The sequence below is a fragment of the Enterovibrio norvegicus FF-33 genome (assembly GCF_000286835.2).
GTDB lineage: Bacteria > Pseudomonadota > Gammaproteobacteria > Enterobacterales > Vibrionaceae > Enterovibrio > Enterovibrio norvegicus_A.
The window spans coordinates 609,056-627,851 of the sequence record NZ_AJYD02000038.1 but is presented as its reverse complement, the minus strand read 5'-3'; the positions used below and the strand labels follow the sequence as shown (position 1 = coordinate 627,851).

The 18,796-nt window shown below is 47.4% G+C and carries 14 protein-coding genes; 12 read left to right on the top strand and 2 right to left on the bottom strand.

The annotated features are described in order from the left end of the window. Positions 1–19: 19 nt before the first annotated feature. The 4 genes from A1OO_RS11020 (at position 20) to A1OO_RS11005 (ending at position 3,780) form a co-directional block, all read left to right on the top strand. A complete protein-coding gene (locus tag A1OO_RS11020) occupies positions 20–595 on the top strand; it encodes a DinB family protein (RefSeq protein ID WP_026023819.1) in 576 nt (191 codons plus the stop codon). After that, positions 596–1,351 carry an NRDE family protein gene (locus A1OO_RS11015; protein WP_017003052.1) on the top strand — a complete coding sequence of 252 codons (756 nt, stop codon included), beginning with the start codon at positions 596–598 and terminating at the stop codon, positions 1,349–1,351. It begins immediately after the preceding gene. 135 nt (positions 1,352–1,486) lie between these two features. Then, a complete protein-coding gene (locus tag A1OO_RS11010; protein ID WP_016959875.1) occupies positions 1,487–1,915 on the top strand; it encodes a YHS domain-containing (seleno)protein in 429 nt (142 codons plus the stop codon). Between the two features lie 119 nt (positions 1,916–2,034). Next, the gene (locus A1OO_RS11005; RefSeq protein ID WP_017003051.1) at positions 2,035–3,780 is read left to right on the top strand and encodes a lysophospholipid acyltransferase family protein; all 1,746 of its coding nucleotides are present in this window, start codon (positions 2,035–2,037) and stop codon (positions 3,778–3,780) included. Positions 3,781–3,929: 149 nt separating this feature from the next. On the opposite strand, the gene A1OO_RS11000 is transcribed toward A1OO_RS11005, so the two are convergent. Both A1OO_RS11000 and A1OO_RS10995 read right to left on the bottom strand, forming a co-directional pair. Beyond that, positions 3,930–4,445 carry a hypothetical protein gene (locus A1OO_RS11000; RefSeq protein ID WP_017003050.1) on the bottom strand — a complete coding sequence of 172 codons (516 nt, stop codon included), beginning with the start codon at positions 4,443–4,445 and terminating at the stop codon, positions 3,930–3,932. A gap of 248 nt (positions 4,446–4,693) precedes the next feature. Further along, complete coding sequence (locus A1OO_RS10995) at positions 4,694–5,401, bottom strand: hypothetical protein (protein WP_016959872.1); 708 nt, start codon at positions 5,399–5,401, stop codon at positions 4,694–4,696. A gap of 167 nt (positions 5,402–5,568) precedes the next feature. Here A1OO_RS10995 and A1OO_RS10990 point away from each other — a divergent pair, with 167 nt between their 5' ends. From A1OO_RS10990 to A1OO_RS23020, 8 genes are all read left to right on the top strand, one after another. Next, the gene (locus A1OO_RS10990; protein ID WP_016959871.1) at positions 5,569–6,258 is read left to right on the top strand and encodes a hypothetical protein; all 690 of its coding nucleotides are present in this window, start codon (positions 5,569–5,571) and stop codon (positions 6,256–6,258) included. Positions 6,259–6,619: 361 nt separating this feature from the next. Continuing rightward, a complete protein-coding gene (locus tag A1OO_RS10985) occupies positions 6,620–10,528 on the top strand; it encodes a PAS domain S-box protein (protein ID WP_016959870.1) in 3,909 nt (1,302 codons plus the stop codon). 472 nt (positions 10,529–11,000) lie between these two features. After that, entirely contained in the window at positions 11,001–12,530 is a 1,530-nt protein-coding gene (locus tag A1OO_RS10980; protein WP_017003049.1) for a calcium-binding protein, read from the top strand. A gap of 299 nt (positions 12,531–12,829) precedes the next feature. Further along, on the top strand, positions 12,830–13,915 hold the full coding sequence (locus tag A1OO_RS10975; protein ID WP_016959868.1) for an NAD(P)H-dependent flavin oxidoreductase: 1,086 nt from the start codon (positions 12,830–12,832) through the stop codon (positions 13,913–13,915). Between the two features lie 170 nt (positions 13,916–14,085). Continuing rightward, positions 14,086–15,585 carry a glucose-6-phosphate dehydrogenase gene (gene zwf, locus A1OO_RS10970; RefSeq protein ID WP_016959867.1) on the top strand — a complete coding sequence of 500 codons (1,500 nt, stop codon included), beginning with the start codon at positions 14,086–14,088 and terminating at the stop codon, positions 15,583–15,585. After that, positions 15,582–16,328 (top strand): 6-phosphogluconolactonase, encoded by a 747-nt coding sequence (gene pgl, locus A1OO_RS10965; protein WP_016959866.1) that lies wholly within the window; start codon positions 15,582–15,584, stop codon positions 16,326–16,328. Before zwf ends, pgl begins: the two co-directional genes overlap by 4 nt. 10 nt (positions 16,329–16,338) lie before the next feature. Then, on the top strand, positions 16,339–17,787 hold the full coding sequence (gene gnd, locus A1OO_RS10960) for a decarboxylating NADP(+)-dependent phosphogluconate dehydrogenase (protein ID WP_016959865.1): 1,449 nt from the start codon (positions 16,339–16,341) through the stop codon (positions 17,785–17,787). A gap of 596 nt (positions 17,788–18,383) precedes the next feature. Beyond that, positions 18,384–18,704 carry a hypothetical protein gene (locus A1OO_RS23020; protein ID WP_017003048.1) on the top strand — a complete coding sequence of 107 codons (321 nt, stop codon included), beginning with the start codon at positions 18,384–18,386 and terminating at the stop codon, positions 18,702–18,704. Positions 18,705–18,796: the final 92 nt, after the last annotated feature.

Here is an 18,796-nt window from a genome sequence, read left to right as displayed (position 1 = left end):
GAAAGATGAAGGTGAAAGCATGTTAGCAAAGGATGCTGTAAGCAATCGCAATCCAAGCGCAATTATAGATGCGTTAGCTGAAGTGCCAGCTGAAGTTATCGGCGGGATGGACGTCGCGGCACAAGCTTTGGAGTTGTTGCATCAGTTGTCTGATGAGCAATATAACCATGTGGCAACGCCGTACCTGCAAAGTGCCATTGGGCAACATATGCGCCATATTCTCGATGTTTTTCACGCGATCACAGCGTGGCCGAATTCTGATTTTGTGGATTACGATATTCGCCGCCGAGCTCATCCTGTCGAGAGAGAAAAAAGCATTGCCATTGAAGAGTGGATATCGCTCTATCATTGGCTGGAAACGATAAGTGAAGCGAACCTTTCAACGGGCATGAACGTTAGTGGAGAAGTCAGCTTGAAACACCATGTCGCGTCCGTCACGCAATCCACCCTTGGTCGTGAATTGTCTTTTGTTGCCAGCCATGCGGTGCATCACTTTGCACTTATCCGCGTGAGTTTGTGTGCGCAGGATATATCAACCGCCGAGACCTTTGGTATGGCACCTGCGACCGCGACTTTTTATCGAGGAGGCGACTAAATGTGCACGGTAAGTTGGTTGCTGCATGAGTCGGGCTACGACGTTTTTTTCAATCGCGATGAACAAAAAGGGCGTGCTATCGCCTTCTCACCTCAATTATTTGCGCACCGTAATACGGCTTTTATGATGCCTGTCGATCCTGATGGTGGCGGCACATGGATGGCGACTAATCAGCATGGCTTGTCGCTCTGCTTATTGAATTACTACCAAGGTGACATTCCTGAATTGCCGCTTATAAGCCGAGGCTTATTGGTGAAAATGCTCGCACCATCGGCCATGGTGTCAGATGTGGTAGCGACGTTAAATACACGCCATTTGGGATCGTATGCGCCGTTTACCTTGCTGGTTTTCGCACCAGATTTGTCGTCACGACAAGGTCATGTGATCGCATTTCAATGGGACGGCCACGTACTAACCCAAAGGCCAAGTATTGAGCCCATGATATCGTCTTCTGTTGCGTTTACTGAAGTTATGCAGGCGCGAAGACAGGCACATACTGTGATTCTAACGGCGCCGCGCAGCGTTGAAAAAGCGTGGGAATTTCACCGCAGTCATGTACCAGAGGCAGGTTATAAATCGGTGTGCATGCACCGTGAAGACGCGAATACTGTGAGTTTTACCCACCTTAAGGTGACCCCTGAGCAGGTGGAAATGGTCTACGTGGATGGCCCTCCCTGCCAAAACGGTGAGGCGGTAACGACAGCGCTTGTGAGAAAGAACCAGCCACTTAAGCTGGTGGCGAGTGATCAAGGTTAAAGGCGCAGATAGACGTGAACATTGATTCAAACGAGTGATTAAAAACCTCGCAGAAAAGTGAAAAGTCGTGAAAGGAAAAGTGCACTGCTCGGTCATATCTCCCAGCAACGAATTATTAAAAAATGGAGTGATGAAATGTCTCGAATTTTACTATTGATCTCACTGTTCTTTTCCGCGGCTACGTTCGCGGCTGAAGACGTTTACACGGGTTTTTTCAGTAACAAAGCGGTGAGTGGATACGACACGGTTTCTTATTTTGAAGGCGGCCCTGTGCAAGGGAAGTCTGACTTTAAAACGGAGTACCAAGGCGCGGAATGGCTGTTTTCAAGCCAAGCCAATCTCGACAAATTTTTGGCCAATCCCGAACAGTACGCCCCTCAATATGGCGGCTATTGCGCATGGGCCATTGCAGAAAAAGATGACCTTGCTCCTGGCGACCCAGCTTACTGGAAAATCGTCGATGGAAAGCTTTACCTGAACTACGACAAATCGATTCAGGGCAAATGGGAAAAAGATGTTCCCGGCTTCATTTCTCAGGGCGATTTGAACTGGGTGAAACGTTAGAAAAAACGAGAGGCGCCTTATTATAGATAAGGGGCTAAAGACGGCATCATGGTGCCATTTTGCATTCACGAGTTGCAACTTACCGTGTTGCACGTACTTGGCTTCATCAGGGAGAGAGAATGAATACCAGCCCCTTTCTATTGCCAAGAAAAACGCCGTTTGGCGTGGTTGAAAAAACAGTGGAGTCCTTAACTGGGCTCCGCACGTTAGACAAATACTATCGCCTTCGCCCAGAAGGGATAGATACCGATCATTTTCTGACTTATACCCTTGATGTGTTGGGCATTGATTATCAAGTTGTGTCACAAGAAGTTGATCATATTCCCCGTTCAGGAAGCTCTGTCGTTGTCGCCAACCATCCGTTAGGCGGTGTGGAAGGGGTTATCCTTGCCAAAGTGCTGCGTGAAGTGCGGCCTGATGTGAAAGTGCTCGCCAATTACTACCTTAAACGTATTCCTGAGCTGAGCGATCTCTTTATCGGCGTGGATGTGTTTGAAGGCGAAAGTGCTCGTCGTGCCAATATGCGCGCGCTGCGAGAAGCGCATCAGCACGTTGGTGACGGTGGACTGTTACTGGTGTTTCCCGCCGGAGAGGTGTCGACCTTCGACGAAAATGGCTTGTTAAATGACAAAGCATGGAGCCGCTCTGTGGCGGCCATTGTGAGAAAGCACAAAGCCTCTGTCGTACCTATTTTTATCGGTGGGCGTAACAGCCGCAAGTTTTATCGTGCAGGAACGATTCACCCACTACTTCGCACTGTGTTGCTCGGGCGAGAATTGCTCAACAAACGTGGAAAACCTATCCCTCTGACCATCGGTGAACCGATCAAATGGAAAGAGTGTCGGGCGTTTGAAAACGATGATGCACTGGTTAATTATTTGCGTTTGAACACCTATCTGCTGAATCAAGAAAAAGCCGTCAGTGCTTTGGCTAGCAGTGATGGCGAACCTATCATTGATTCGGTCGGGACAGATGTCATCGAAGCTGAAATCAAAACCCTACCAGACGATGCCAAGTTACTGTCGTCGAGCGAGTTTGATGTGTATTGCACAACCAGCGAGCACATCCCCTGCATTCTTAAAGAAATTGGTCGCATGCGTGAAATCAACTTCCGAGCAGTGGGCGAAGGGACAGGGCTTTCGTGCGATCTGGATGACTACGATAACTATTATCTGCACTTGTTTATTTGGGACAGAGAAGCACAACAAATGGTGGGTGCTTATCGTTTAGGGCAGGTCCAGGACATTGTGAAAACACACGGAATTGAAGGGCTCTATTCGCGCAGTCTGTTTCAATATGATGAGCGGTTTGTCGACAGCATGAACGTATCGCTGGAAATGGGACGCTCGGTGATCGATGTAAAATATCAGCGTAGCTTGTCGGCATTGTTATTACTTTGGAAAGGCATTGCGGAATATGTCAGCCGACATTCGCATATCACCACTCTGTTTGGCCCTGTGAGCATCAGCAATGATTATCCCCTGACAGCAAGACGTCTATTGGCAGAAAGCTTGAGCGTTCATCATTACGACGACAACATGGCACAGTTGGTGAAACCTACCACGCCACTAGAAACCTCAGAGCCTGTGCCATGGCACACCTCAATGCTATCTGCGTTGGGTGACATGCAAGTGTTATCGAGAGTAATAAGCAGAATGAGCAGCGGTTTGGGTGTGCCTGTGTTACTGCGCCAGTACCTTGGTTTGAACGGGAAGTTGGTGTGTTTCAATGTCGATCCGGCGTTTAACAACGCGTTAGATGGGTTGATTGTGGTCGACTTGCGCAACGTACAAGCGAAGACATTGGGACGATATATGGGTAAAGAGCAAGCAGAGGCTTACCTCGAAAGCCATCAAGCGCTGTAGCCAAACCTTTCTAGCCTATGGCTTAAGGTTTAAGTACGCGCTCTAGTTCTTGGTCTCGCTCTTGATATAAACACCCAATAAAAAACAGCGCCGATAGGGCGCTGTTTTGGTTTTCTTTGTTTGGCTTTGGGTCTAAAGGCTGAATCGGCTTAGAAATTTAAGCGAGCGCCAATAGAAATGCTGCTGGTTTCCGCATTGCCACGGTCACGATAACCCAATTCAATTGCCATGCCTGGACCAATCGCGGGTGCAAGGCTCAGACCAATTGCACCAATCAAACCATAGCCGTCTTCGACTTCGGTGCCATAGGTGTTTTCGTAATAGTTACCACCGCCGCGCACATAGACATCACCCAACACAATCGGCAGGTTAACCTGCAGTGCCAGTGGAACAGAGATAGACGTGAAATCCTGATCAACGCCATCAATATCGGGGATTTCAGCCGTCGTTTCACCATAGCCTGAGTAAATACTGGTCATACTGGTGAGCTTTAGGTTACCCGTGACGGCCCAAAAGTAGCCTGTCGCACTGCGCCCTTTATATTTAACATCCGCAACACCGGCATCGGCACCTACCGAAAGTGGCAATATCAATGCAGAAGCAGAAGACGCAAACATGGCGCAAACAAGCGCTGTAGCTAATGTAAAAATCCGTGTTTTGGCCATAAATTCACCTCATGTGAAAGACGGTTAAAGTGTGTCAGTTATGCGACGTGCAATATGCATTTATTCTAGGAGTGAATCGGACGAACTGCGGGGAACTTGAGGGTGATTTTGTAATTAGAACAGAGATTTGTGAGCCATCCCAAAGCATGGCGAGACCTTGTGAAACAAAAACGGCACCCGAAGGTGCCGATAAGCATCATATGTCCGCGTTTTATGCCAGCGAACTGGGATCACCGCTCGCTTAGTTGTTAAGCCGTGACGAGTGCAGAGACGACACCAATCAAACCACCAAACACGCCACCCCAAACAACCAGCCAGCCAAGGTGCTCGCGGATCATCGTTTGAACAATGTCTTTCACCATATCAGGGGTTAGCTCATCAAGACGTTGCTCGATAACGGTTTCAATGTTGGCGGTGATATCGCCTAACATCTCTGGTTGTTCAATCTGGCCTTTGAGCGCTTCACGGAAACTTTCTTGCTGCGTAATGTCGATCACGGACTGACGCATTTTCGCCACGAACGGTTCACGCAACGGGGTCAGCGCTTCTGCACCGCCCATCATCATTAACATGCCACCGAATTGGCTGTTATTGATCACGTCAACTAAGCCGTCAAACGTCGGATTGAAATCAATCTTCTCAATGACAGGGTCAAGGTTCAGGTTGGCGCCGCCTGACATTTCTTTGTTAAGGAAGCGATCAATGTTCTCCTTAGTAAAGAACTGATCCATCATCAAAGATTTGATGCCCAACTTAAAGGCTTCAAAACGCGCTTGAATAACCCCGGAGCCATAAAGACCTGGCACTTTCTCAAATAGCATGTGCACAGCCAGCAAATTGGTGAGTGAGCCAGACAACGCAAATAAACCGCCATAAAGGGCAATGGGTTGGTCAAGGAAATAGCCTGCCGCGAAAATGGCCGCAGCGATGATGTTAGTCAGAAAACTCTTGTTCATGGTTTGCCTTGCGAAATCAATTTGATTGGGCGAATTCTAAAGGATGGTGTCGTGAGTAACAATATCGCGATTTTTTTAGATTCACCCCTCAGACCGGATGTAGCACGCTTTTCAAATCAATAGTGCGCCACCTACACTTTTTGAGTTCTCTTAAACGCGGAGTAGGAATGATGCGACGACATTGGCTGTGTGTGGTACTGGTTCTCGTATTGAGTGCCTGTAGCAGTAGCAGTCGTCCTTTTGCGTTTAAAAATCTTGCTAAATCCGACATGGATTTGATCACGGATATTCATATTGTGGAGATCCGCGATTTAATTCAAACCCTCACCATCAAACTCTACAAACGTAACCCAAGAGAGCTCACCAAAGTGCCCGGCGCAACGGTGAACGCCCGCCTTGCTTCTTTTATGACCGTTAAACGCCCAATAAATGGCTACGCAGAACTTGGCAACATCGACGGGGTAGATGCCCTGTATCTTGCATTTGCGGAGGAATTCGAAGGGGATCGTGTGTTCGCGCTGATGGTCGGTATCACGGGTATGGTCAGCAGCAGTTACAACAACCAACTGGAGTTCTATTTGCTGGACGATATTGATCAGCAAAAGCTCTACAACAGCGCCCGCAACCTAGAAACTGTCGCATGGTTGCTAAACACTCGCACAGACAGTAACGGCAATCTCATGCTGTGGAGCAATGGCCTCACCGAAGAGGGCGTGCCCAATTACAGTTATGAGCGCGTGTTAGGTCAAATGATGGTTATCCAAGACATGATGGCGAAAATGGTGGCCGACAGCACCAACCGTCACATCAATCAGGTGGTGCACGGGTTTGCATCGATGACTTTCTTCCCGATTTAAATCCCCCTTTCTCGCGGCTCTTTCACAAGACTCACCATGCGAGCTTCCCGTTTTTTAATCTATTCATCAGTAAATAAAGGCCAATTCGCTTGACCACATCGGGCAGGATTTTGAGCCAATCACGCATTGTTGATGTGTGCCTCTTCCTAAAGATGAAAGCGAAGCTACATCGGCTTTTACGCCGAGACAGCACCACTAAACAGCGACAGTTATGTCGCAATTATAAGATATGCAACTAATCTTACTCAATATGTGTTGTTAACAAGACAAGTTGCGTGACGCTGATTGAGCAGAATGATGATGTGGCTTATCAGTGGTTCATTTGACGTACGACATTTTGCCCAAGAAAAGAGTCAGTAAAATGAAGCTTTCGATCAAACTCTCCGCCTTTTTCTTATTCCTAGCATTGCTCATGGTTGTTATGGTCGCGACGGTGTCTTTGAAAGGAAAAGACATTGCGCAATCCACCGTATTGACGAGTATTGAGCGCGAAGCGGCGCTGCTGATCAAACTCATAGATAGGGAGCTTCTTGCGCGTTATAACGATACAAAAACCTTCCCTCTTTCGCTTGGTAGTCTTGATGAGCAGCGCTTGAAAGGCTTGGGGGAAACGGCCGCTCTTGCTAAAACGCTGAACGGTTATGTTCGACATGACAACATGTATCGTCGAATGGTTGTCTTCGATCTTGAAGGCAACGTTGTCGCGGCAAACAGTCAAAATACGTTTGGTAAGCCACTCGCCGATCTGTCTATATCCCCTGCAGCAATGCGAGAACGTGATTGGTTTCAACGCGCAATTCAGGGGGAATCCCTTAATCCAGAGATGCCTAATGGCACATTTGTTGTTGGACCAGAGCGAAATCTTCTGGAAAACGACAGTAATCACTACGACATGATCTTTTCGACCGTGTTGCGTGATATGTCAGGTAACCCTCTGGGGCTTTGGGTCAATGTGGTTGATTTTGAAGCGATTGAGCGAATCGTTGAAGAAACCTATGTACTGTTGTCGTCTGAAGGTTACAACGGTGTAGAGCTGACTCTGTTAGATCGCCAAGGCTACGTTATTGTCGACATGGATCCTGTCGGGCAAAAAGCAGCCAACTATCAGCGAGATTTCACCACGATCGGACAGTTAAACCTCATGGAGCGTGGCGTAGAGGCGGCGAAACTCGCCGTGTCTGGGTTTAGCGGCGCTAACATTTCTATGCACTCTCGGAAACACATTCAGCAAGTCACGGGTTATGCACATTCCAATGGGGCGTACGATTATCCAGGATTGTCTTGGTCGGCATATATTCGGGTGGGAGTAGATGAAGCATTTGCTGCGTCTGATACCTTAGTTCGCAACGCCATACTTTTCGCATTGATGTTTGTTGCTTTCGGTCTGGCGCTCGCATTTTACCTTTCTCGGCGCATTGTTGTGCCAATGAACCCTTCAACTGGCGCTGTTAATCTGATTGGTCAGAACCAAGCTCATGTACCTGTCTCCAAGATGTATAGCCTAAATGAACCGGAGCCAATGGTCGCATCATTGGTCGATATTCATGCTGAAGGCGAGCGTGACATCATATACAGAGCGGCCTTTAGTCAGGCGGCCGTTGGTATTGCAAGGGTCTCACTGGATGGTCGCTTTTTGGAAGTGAATGATAAAATGTGCGCGCTCATGGGATATGACAAAGAGCGAATACTAAATAAGAGCCTTTATGAGATTACTCATCCAGACTGTCGACAAATCACTAAAACGTCAATTGATGAGTTGATTACCGACAAAACGAAGTCGTTTACCTTGGAAAAACAATACATTCGAAGTGACGGTGAGGAGTTTTGGTCCACGACATCGGTTTCTTTAGTGTGTGATGACCAAGGGGGGCCAAAGTACCTCATTGAAGTTGTTGAAGACATCTCAGAGCGAAAGGAAGCAGAGAAGGAGCTTCTCAGTGCGAAAGAAACCAGAGACGAATTACTTCGTGGGATGAAACTGGCCTCAAATGCCGGTGGGATTTGTAACTGGTCCATGGATATTCACACGAGTGAATTGAAATGGGACGAAGGTATGTTCAACCTCTATGGTTTTTCCAAAGCGAATGCTTTGACGTATGAAGACTGGCGCAAAACGATACACCCCGATGACGTTGACTATGCCGAAAATGAAGTGCGTCGCTCGCTTAATGCGAATACTGCGTTTAATGCCGAGTTTCGTATTGTTCATGGTTTTACGAAAGAGGTGAGATGGATAAAGGCGGCGGGCGATGTCTACCATAATCCCAATAGTGAGCAATATACGTTATTTGGCATTAATCTCGATATCACCGATGAGCGCACGTTGCAGAAAAAGCTGGAGCAGGAATCAAAAACAGCATTGAAAGCGAGCGAAGCCAAGTCTCGGTTTCTTGCTACCATGAGCCATGAAATCCGCACGCCGATGAATGGCGTTGTGGGCATGATTGATTTGCTCAGAGAGAGTGAACTGACCAAAGATCAGCAACGGATGACGGCCACAATTCGAGATTCATCTTTTTCATTGCTTGAGATTATCAACGACATTCTCGACTTCTCGAAAATTGAGTCGGGGCAAATGGAGTTGGAGTACCGAGATACGGATCTGCTGGGTTTGATCGAAAGAACACTTGATGTTTTTTGGGTAACGGCGCAAGAAAGCAACGTGGTACTGAGGATTCACTACGATTTTCGGTTACCTAAACAAATAAAAATGGATTCGGTACGCATTCGACAGGTATTACTCAACTTAGTGGGTAATGCTATTAAGTTCTCATACAGACCCGATAAAAAGGCGTTTGTTACTGTGAGCACGGAATATCTTCAAGACAGCCGCTCTCTCCGTATTTCTATCTCCGACACTGGCGTAGGGATGACGGAGGCGCAGGTCGATAAGCTATTTATGCCGTTCACACAAGCCGATAGCTCTACCACGCGAAAATATGGCGGCACGGGACTGGGTCTTAGCATTTCAAAATCCTTTGTTGAACTGATGAAAGGTAATATTTGCGTCACCAGTGAGCCTGAAATAGGCAGTGACTTTACGGTGACGCTGCCGTTGTATCACAGTACATCAGATGAAACCTTGCTTAATAATTATGACTTTCACGACTACCATTTCGTTGTGATGATAGAAGACGAAGAAATTTATCGCACCTGTGAACAAATTATTTTGCAATGTCAGCCTAAGATGATCACACGTGAAATGCCTACCTCTATTGATGATTGTCGAACCATTGTCATCACGGTTAATGAGCCTTTCCATATCAACGATCAGAAATTAAAAAACATTGTGTTAGATACGGAAGTCTCCGAACTCGCAGGTTATGTTGCTCCACAGCTCTATTATTTGGGCATTCGACCGTTCAACCCAAGCGAGTTGATCACGGCATTATTTGTGCTCTGTGGCTTTGAAAAACCGGATTTCACAAATGTAGATTATTCATTATTCAACAGCACAGCTGACGACGTTGATGATGATGGTATTGAGAAAGACAGCATTGTTGTTCTATGCGTTGAGGATCAGCCTACCAATCGAATGGTGCTGGAGCGCCAGCTTACAAATCTTGGCTATCACTATGAAATGACAAAAAACGGTGTGGAAGCCCTGATGAAATGGAAGTCGGGTCACTATCCTGTTGTGTTAACGGATTGCCACATGCCTGAAATGGATGGTTTTGCACTCACTACTGAAATTCGTCGATTAGAAGCCGAACAACAGCGTGATAAAACCATCATCATTGCGATAACAGCCAATGCATTGGCGGGCGAATCGGAAAACTGCATTCAAGCGGGAATGGATGACTATATTTCCAAACCTGTTGAGCTCGTCAAACTGAAATCAACACTGGCAAGAAATGTCATAAAAATGCCGGTTAATGCGGTATCGACATTGCCAGCCAAACTGCCCAGTACATCGATTGCGCTGAACACTGAGCTTTTTGACTTCGACCACTTAGAGAGCATGATCGGCACCTGTGACAAAAAAATGATGAATGCAGTGTTGACCATTTTTTGGGAATCACTGATCTCTGACATGGCTTTATTGGAACAAGCCATTTCAGACAATGATATCGATCAGATTGGTGTGCTTACCCATGGCTTAAAAGGATCCTCCGCATCAAGCGGTGCTTTGTCATTGAGTGCGCTCTTTGACGTGATGGGAACGAGTAAAGCAGATATTAGCAAGGTAAAGCAGGTACTTGCCGAGGTGAAAACCATGATGGGAGGTATTAAAGAGGTACTTACCAAAGAAAGCGATATCAATGTGTGACCTTACCTTAACCTTAGGCTTTTTCCGCTGGCGTGAATGGCTATGTCTAGCGGAAAGGCCGCCATGTTTAAGGGCGTCATGAGTACCAAAAAAGCATGACAGGACGGTTTCATTATTTTCTAGACGCCTGTCATTGTCCGAAAATTTGTCAGGTTCGATTCGTGTGGTTTTTACACATATGCATCGAGCTGAAATCGACGGTCTTTGAATGCTGCTCGCAGTTTTTTCTCTAACGACGCCCATCACGTAAAAAAGATCACATCGTTAATCGAAAATCCATACTAATTGTGTATGAATATCATCCTCCCCAATTTCAGTTTAACAGGCATTTTTGCTTTACTGCCTTAAAATTCCGTTCAAACAAAGATGACTTAATTGGCTTTGCTGAAGTATTTCGTTCTGTACTCGTGCGCGAGAAAGCGATTTCTTCTCATGCACGTCTCTATCAAAACCAATTAAGGAAGAGATACCGATGGCAAATATCATTAATGGAACCAATGGCGATGATGTTCTTCGCGGCACACCCGGCGCTGACGAGATTTATGGCTTGGACGGCAATGACTTTATTCAGGCCGATGGCGATACCGATTATGTTGACGGTGGACGTGGTAATGACACCGTAATTGGCGGCGACAACGACGATGTTGTACGTGGTGGCGAAGGGAATGATTCTGTACGTGGTGGCTTTGGTAACGACGAGTTGTTCGGTGATGATGGTGATGACATCGTTGAGGGTGGTTTGGGAGTAGACCTTCTCTATGGCGGCAACGGCAACGATTCTTTGCAAGGTGATGAAGGTAACGACACACTTTACGGTGATGCGGGCAACGATCGCCTCAGAGGCGGCGTGGGTGACGACAAACTGTTTGGTGGCGTAGGAAACGATATCCTGTTTGGTGGTGACGGTAACGATACATTAAATGGCGATGACGGTGTCGACGTGCTTTGGGGTGACGCTGGAAACGACACCATGAACGGCGGTGCGGGTAACGATACCTTACGCGGTGGTGACGGTGCTGATGTGATGCACGGCAACGAAGACAATGACGTGATCTTCGGTGAAAACGGTAACGACGCGATATACGGCGATGCGGGTAACGACCAACTGTTCGGCCAAGCGGGTGACGATAAACTTTACGGCGGAACAGGCGACGACATCATTAACGGCAATGATGGTAAAGATACCCTGTATGGCCAAGCCGGGAACGACTTTCTTTACGGAAAAGACGGCAACGATAACCTTCAAGGTGGCGATGGCCACGACGAGTTATTCGGCGGCCTTGACGATGATCTGTTGAACGGCGGCAACGGTGACGACATGCTTAATGGTGGTTATGGCGAAGACGAACTGCACGGTGGTGAAGGTAATGACACCCTGTTTGGGCGCGGTGATGATGACACCGTGTTCGGCGGCGCGGGTGATGATTACGTCAGCGGTGGCCTTGGCGATGATCAAGTGAATGGCGGCTCAGGCAATGACACTATTCTTGGCGAAGAAGGTAACGACACCCTAATTGGTCTTGAAGGAAACGACACCATTTATGGTGGTTTGGGCAACGACTTCATCAACGGTCATACTGACAATGACATTCTTTACGGATGGTCGGGTGAAGACACGATGTTGGGCGGTTTGGGTAACGACAAACTGTTTGGTGAAGCGGACAACGACAAGTTGTACGGTCATGATGGCTTAGATCGCCTAAACGGCGGTGGCGGCGATGACTACCTTGATGGTGGTATGGGTCGAGATATTCTCACTGGCGGTGCGGGTTCGGATGTGTTTTTCTTCAACAACAGCAGTGAGAACGACATCATTTTGGATTTCAACGGCAAGTACGACACCATTGCGCTTCAAAAAACACTCGCAACCAAAATGGGCGACATCAACATCCGTCAGTCTGGTGAAGATGTGGTCATGACGTTTGATAATGCGCAAACCAAAATCGTACTCGATAAGTTCAATGCATCCGATCTGGATAACAGCATGTTTGATTTCGTTTAAACCCTAGATTTCGTTTAGACCTCAGTTTTCGTTTAGACTTAAGTTTTCGCGAAAATATCCCAAAGCGGAGGTACGCCTCCGTTTTCTCGTTGAACGATCCCCAATGCTAATCTCCTCGCCTCAACATACTTAAATTTGCCAACCAATGGTCAATATCAGACCTTTGTTCGCGCACTCTGCGCGTTTTGTGATTAGAGTGATAAACCCAAGCATCTTGAGGTCACTTGCGTATATCTCGCATGTCTATTGCTTGCGCTGTTAGCCCAACCGATAACGAATACGTCAGAAAAGGAACGCTGATGCATAACGGAGAGATCACCAATAGGGGTAGCGATAACTTCGACAGCAACATCAAGGCACTGCTCGGTACCGAACTTCCCATTATTCAAGCGCCAATGGCAGGCGTGCAAGACAGCACGCTGGCCATCGCAGTGAGTGAAGCGGGTGGGTTAGGGTCTTTGCCTTGTGGCATGTTGAGTATCGATCAAATCGTGAGTGAGATAGAAGCGATTCAAGCCTCGACGACCAAACCCTACAATCTCAACTTCTTCTGTCATCGCATGCCGCAATTCGACCAAAGCCAACACGCAAAATGGAGAACTGTGCTGACGCCGTACTTTGAAGAGTTTGATGTGAATGCAGCAAGCCTGCTCAACAGCGCAACCAGAATGCCGTTTAACCACGATATTGCTGATGCCATCGAACCTTTTTGCCCCTCATTTATCAGTTTTCATTTTGGTCTTCCCGATAAACAACTTTTGGCGCGGGTAAAAAGCTGGGGCGCAAAAGTGGTGTCTTCTGCGACCACGGTTGAAGAAGCTATATGGTTAGAAGCCAATGGGGCTGACGGTATTATTGCGCAAGGCATAGAGGCGGGCGGTCATCGAGGCATGTTCCTGACGGATAACCTTACTACCCAAATGGGAGCCGCTGCGCTGATCTCGCAAATCGCCCAACGTGTCAATGTGCCTGTGATTGGCGCGGGTGGTATTGGTGACAGTAACGACGTGCAAAGCGCTTTGTCACTAGGTGCCGATGCTGTGCTAGTTGGAACCGCGTATCTATTGTGCGTGGAAGCTAAGACCTCACCATTGCACCGTGCTGCTATTCAGAGCGGCCAATCACCGCATACCGCGCTGACGAACATATTTTCAGGCAGACCCGCTCGTGGCATCGTCAATCGCGCCATGAAAGAGCTGGGTTGTATCCATCCACTCGTCCCGACGTTTCCGTTTGCCTCGATTGAGGCGACCCCTCTTCGAAGCCAAGCTGAATTGCAAGGCCGTGATGATTTCACGCCACTTTGGTGTGGACAAAATACATCAGGTTGCAAAGCAATTTCAGCGGGTGAATTGACGAAAGCGCTATATACTCAAGCATCTTGAAGTTGCTTGGGTATATAGTTGCGCCTGAATCTCTGCTATTGAGGTTGTTCGGGTCTATCTATCAATTTGATAGACAGAAACGACTGTTACTTTTCAGCTTATTGTTTATAGTTCTATCACTAAAAAATGAATGACTTGCTCTGAGGGCTTCAGGCAAGTGGGATTGCATTATGGTCAAACCAGAAAATAATTGTATCGTCATCTTTGGCGCGTCGGGTGATTTGACCCATCGCAAATTAATTCCTGCCTTCTATCATCTTTTTGCTAATGGATTGCTGTCAGAAAAATTCGCCATTCTAGGGGTCAGTCGTACCCACTACTCTGATGCCGAATTTCAAGAAAAACTCAAAATCTCGCTAACAGCGAATGAGAAAGTTGATCAGCAAATGCTGACAGAGTTTCTTGAGCGTGTTCATTACCAGCCGATTGATACGTCAGATGTCGACGATTACGGCAAGTTGAAAGCGCGCTTGGATGATATCGAGCAAGTTTACGAAACCGGTGGCAACACCACCTTCTATTTGGCGACACCGCCAAGTTTGTACAGCGTTATCCCAACGAGCCTTGCTGCTCATGGCCTGAACACAGAAGACAACGGCTGGAAACGCCTGATCGTTGAAAAGCCATTCGGCTATGATCTTGCGACCGCTGAACAGCTCGATAAAACCCTTCACAATGCTTTCCAAGAACATCAGATTTACCGCATTGACCACTACCTTGGTAAAGAAACGGTTCAAAACCTGCTGGTTTTCCGTTTCGCTAACGGTATGTTCGAACCCCTTTGGAACCGCAACTTCATCGATTATGTTGAAATTACTGCGGCTGAGTTCCTGGGTGTAGAAGAACGTGGCGGCTATTATGACGGTGCGGGCGCCGTGCGCGACATGTTCCAAAACCACCTGCTGCAAGTATTGGCAATGGTGGGTATGGAGCCGCCTGCGGTCATAAACGCAGATTCAATGCGTAACGAAGTGGTGAAAGTGCTGAACAGCCTTCAGCCACTGACCGAAGAAAAGTTGAAGAATAATCTGGTACTGGGACAATACACTGAGTCTGATGTGCGTGGTGCTCACCTCAAAGGCTATCGCCAAGAGAATGGTGTAGCAGACGATTCCCGCACGGAAACGTATGTCGGTTTGAAGATGTTTATCGATAACTGGCGTTGGAACGGCGTGCCGTTTTACGTTCGTACCGGTAAACGCTTGCCAACGCGAGTGACGGAAGTGGTCATTCACTTCCAAAAAACGCCGCACCCAGTGTTTGGCGCGAATGCCCCAGAGAACAAGCTGATTATTCGTATTCAACCTGATGAAGGCATTCAAATGAGCTTTGGTTTGAAAGAACCGGGCGCAGGCTTTAAAGCCAAGGAAGTCTCGATGGACTTCCATTACGACACCCTTGAAGAAACCCAAATGCTCACGGCATACGAACGTTTGCTGCTCGACTCAATGAAAGGCGATGCCACATTGTTTGCGCGAACCGATGCAGTGAAAGCGTGTTGGGAATTCGTTCAACCGATTTTGGAATACAAGGAAAACCCTGAGCACCTATACGGCTACGCCGCAGGGACGTGGGGGCCAAAAGAAGCTGATGAACTACTGAACGACGAAGATCGTTCATGGCGCTTCCCTTGTAAGAACTTAGCAGATACGGATTATTGTGAACTATGAGTAACATGAACTATCGCGTATTCGATGATTCTCAGCAGGTGGTTGAAGCCCTTGCTCAGAGCTTGTTGGAATACAGCGAAATGGGACGTCCTATACACATTTCACTGTCTGGTGGCAGCACGCCATCACAGCTTTTCAGTTACTTGGCAAACGCGGATTACGCCACGCGTATTCAGTGGCAGAACCTGCATTTCTGGTGGGGCGACGAACGTTGCGTGGCACCAGATAATGAGCAAAGCAATTACGGACAAGCAAAGGCACTGTTGTTTGACCACATCCAGATCCCTGCTGAGAACATTCACCGTATCCGTGGTGAAGACTTCGTGGCAGGCGAAGTGATTCGTTTTACGGAAGAGATGTATGACACGATTCCAGATAGCGAAGGTCAACTAGACCAAGGTAAGACACCTGCATTTGACTGGATTTTGCTTGGCATGGGCACAGACGGACATACCGCTTCCCTGTTCCCAGGTAAAACAGATTACGAAACCACAGAAATTGCGACCATTGCTTCACACCCTGAAAGCCATCAGTTCCGTGTGTCCAAAACTGCGCATCTGTTGAAAAACGCAAAACGCATTACCTACTTGGTATTGGGCGCTAGCAAAGCGTCGGTATTGAAAGAAATCGCCGACAACGCGCCAGCAGCCGAGGCTTACCCTGCTGCAAAAGTTCGCTGTGAAAAACAAGCGGATACAACCGAGTGGTATTTAGATTCAGAAGCAGCCCAAGAGCTGGCCTAAGGAGATATAAATGAAAGCTGATATTGGTGTAATCGGACTGGCCGTGATGGGTCAAAACCTGATCCTGAACATGAACGACCACGGATTCAAAGTCGTTGCTTTTAACCGTACTGTCGCCAAAGTGGACGAGTTCCTTGAAGGCCCAGCGAAAGGCACCAACATTGTGGGTGCTACCTCGCTAGAAGACATGGTGAGCAAACTAGAAGCACCACGTAAAGTGATGTTGATGGTTCGCGCAGGCGATGTGGTTGATCAATTCATCAACGCACTTGTGCCGCTGCTAGACGAAGGCGACATCATCATTGATGGTGGTAACACCAACTACCCTGACACCAACCGCCGCGTTGCAGAGCTACGCGAAAAAGGCATCCACTTTGTGGGTACCGGTGTTTCTGGTGGTGAAGAAGGCGCACGTTTCGGGCCGTCAATCATGCCGGGCGGCAGCCCAGAGGCATGGCCTTTCGTGAAGCCAATCTTCCAAGCTATCGCCGCGAAAACTGACGATGGCGAAGCATGTTGTGATTGGGTTGGCCGTGAAGGTGCAGGTCACTTCGTGAAAATGGTTCACAACGGTATTGAATACGGCGACATGCAGCTGATCAGCGAAGCCTACCACTTCATGAAAGAAGGTTTGGGTATGTCGCATGATGAAATGCAAGCGACCTTTGCCGAGTGGAACAACACTGAGCTAAACAGCTACCTGATCGAAATCTCTGCGGACATTTTGGGTTACCGCGACGAAGACGGCGAACCACTGGTTGAGAAAATCATGGATGCAGCAGGCCAAAAAGGCACGGGCAAATGGACAGGTATCAATGCGTTAGATTTGGGTATTCCATTGACGCTGATCACCGAGTCAGTGTTCGCGCGCGTGCTGTCTTCAATGAAAGACCAACGCGTTGAAGCGGCTGCGTTGTTCGATAACCCAATCCAACCGGTTGAAGGTGACAAGTCAGAGTGGCTAGATGCACTACGCCAAGCGTTGCTTGCTTCTAAAATCATTTCTTACGCACAAGGCTTCATGCTGATCCGCGAAGCGTCTGAAGCGAACAACTGGGAACTGAACTACGGCAATGTAGCGCTAATGTGGCGTGGCGGTTGTATCATCCGTAGCGCATTCCTTGGCAACATTCGTGATGCGTTTGAAGCAAACCCAGAACTGCCGTTCCTAGGCACAGATGCGTACTTCAAAGACATTCTGCAAGGCAGCCTGCCAGCATGGCGTAAAGTGGTGGCTAAGTCGTTCGAAAGCGGCCTACCAATGCCATGTATGTCTTCTGCACTGACCTTCCTGAACGGTTACACCACCGCTCGCCTGCCAGCGAACATGATTCAGGCACAACGTGACTACTTCGGCGCGCACACGTACGAGCGCACGGACAAAGCACGCGGCGAGTTCTTCCACACGAACTGGACTGGCACAGGCGGCAACATCTCGTCTACCACCTACGACGTGTAAGCCATCAACGCATAAGCACAGAGCGTGTAAATAGCCTCTGATGCCAGAGATAAAAACACCAAAGGGCAGGATGAATATCCTGCCCTTTTTTGTGCGTGAAATTTATAGACAAAAGTTGAACAAAAATCACACAATCACTTGCAATCTATAAGCCATTGAAGCCATCGATTACGTGGGAGTTATGCACAGAAATTGGGGATAAGGTTAGGGGGCAGCTGAGTACATGAGTTTTGTGAAGAGTGCTTTTGGGGGAGAGGATGATTCCACGTTGTGTTGACTCATTTCTGCCCCAAAGTGAGCTAGGCTCTTTCTCTGCTCGGATAATAGCTCCCCCGATTGGCCTTATTCTTTCTAATCTGAACCGAGATTTTTACTGTTGATAACCACAGCATCGTAGAGATCCAATGCATGTTGATGAAAAAAGACATCTTGAAGCTTTTCCGCAAATCGACATCTTAAATGATTAAAAAAGATATTAGAATCAGTTGGTAACGAGCAGTTAAGGTATAATGCATTGTTATTAAGGGACAAAATATCGTGTTTAATTCCGACATTTTGTCATCTAATACACTGTTATGTTCTATGAGGCATTGTTTATGCGCAAGAATACATACATAGGTATTTTAATTGTGGTATCTAGCTTTCAAGCGTACTTAAGTTATTTGTTACATAGCGATCAAATTCAAGTTGTCGCTTTACAATGGATCATCTCAGTATTTTATATGCCGTTGTATATTGTTTTGCTCATTTTGAGTGGCGGTATTGAATCTATATTTGGCTGGAATATTGGCCCGACAGGAATGGGCTATTTACAAAATGAGATATGGTTTTTGGGAGCTATTATATTGATCCCTGTAAATTATGTACTGAGTAAATGGTGTTATCGTTTAATACGCAGCAAACGTTCATCGTCATAAACATAACAAGTTGCTTAAACGGAACTAAAACAGTGGGTTACGTTTCGCTTCGCTCCACATTATAACCCACAATTTTAGTCCGCTTAGCAAGG

Coding starts and splice junctions, on each gene's coding strand:
- A1OO_RS10975 (WP_016959868.1), top strand. CDS start 12,830: ATGCATAACGGAGAGATCACCAATAGGGGTAGCGATAACTTCGACAGC.
- A1OO_RS11015 (WP_017003052.1), top strand. CDS start 596: ATGTGCACGGTAAGTTGGTTGCTGCATGAGTCGGGCTACGACGTTTTT.
- A1OO_RS10980 (WP_017003049.1), top strand. CDS start 11,001: ATGGCAAATATCATTAATGGAACCAATGGCGATGATGTTCTTCGCGGC.
- A1OO_RS11005 (WP_017003051.1), top strand. CDS start 2,035: ATGAATACCAGCCCCTTTCTATTGCCAAGAAAAACGCCGTTTGGCGTG.
- A1OO_RS10995 (WP_016959872.1), bottom strand. CDS start 5,401: ATGAACAAGAGTTTTCTGACTAACATCATCGCTGCGGCCATTTTCGCG.
- zwf (WP_016959867.1), top strand. CDS start 14,086: ATGGTCAAACCAGAAAATAATTGTATCGTCATCTTTGGCGCGTCGGGT.
- A1OO_RS11020 (WP_026023819.1), top strand. CDS start 20: ATGTTAGCAAAGGATGCTGTAAGCAATCGCAATCCAAGCGCAATTATA.
- A1OO_RS10990 (WP_016959871.1), top strand. CDS start 5,569: ATGATGCGACGACATTGGCTGTGTGTGGTACTGGTTCTCGTATTGAGT.
- A1OO_RS11010 (WP_016959875.1), top strand. CDS start 1,487: ATGTCTCGAATTTTACTATTGATCTCACTGTTCTTTTCCGCGGCTACG.
- A1OO_RS10985 (WP_016959870.1), top strand. CDS start 6,620: ATGAAGCTTTCGATCAAACTCTCCGCCTTTTTCTTATTCCTAGCATTG.
- A1OO_RS23020 (WP_017003048.1), top strand. CDS start 18,384: ATGCGCAAGAATACATACATAGGTATTTTAATTGTGGTATCTAGCTTT.
- A1OO_RS11000 (WP_017003050.1), bottom strand. CDS start 4,445: ATGGCCAAAACACGGATTTTTACATTAGCTACAGCGCTTGTTTGCGCC.
- pgl (WP_016959866.1), top strand. CDS start 15,582: ATGAGTAACATGAACTATCGCGTATTCGATGATTCTCAGCAGGTGGTT.
- gnd (WP_016959865.1), top strand. CDS start 16,339: ATGAAAGCTGATATTGGTGTAATCGGACTGGCCGTGATGGGTCAAAAC.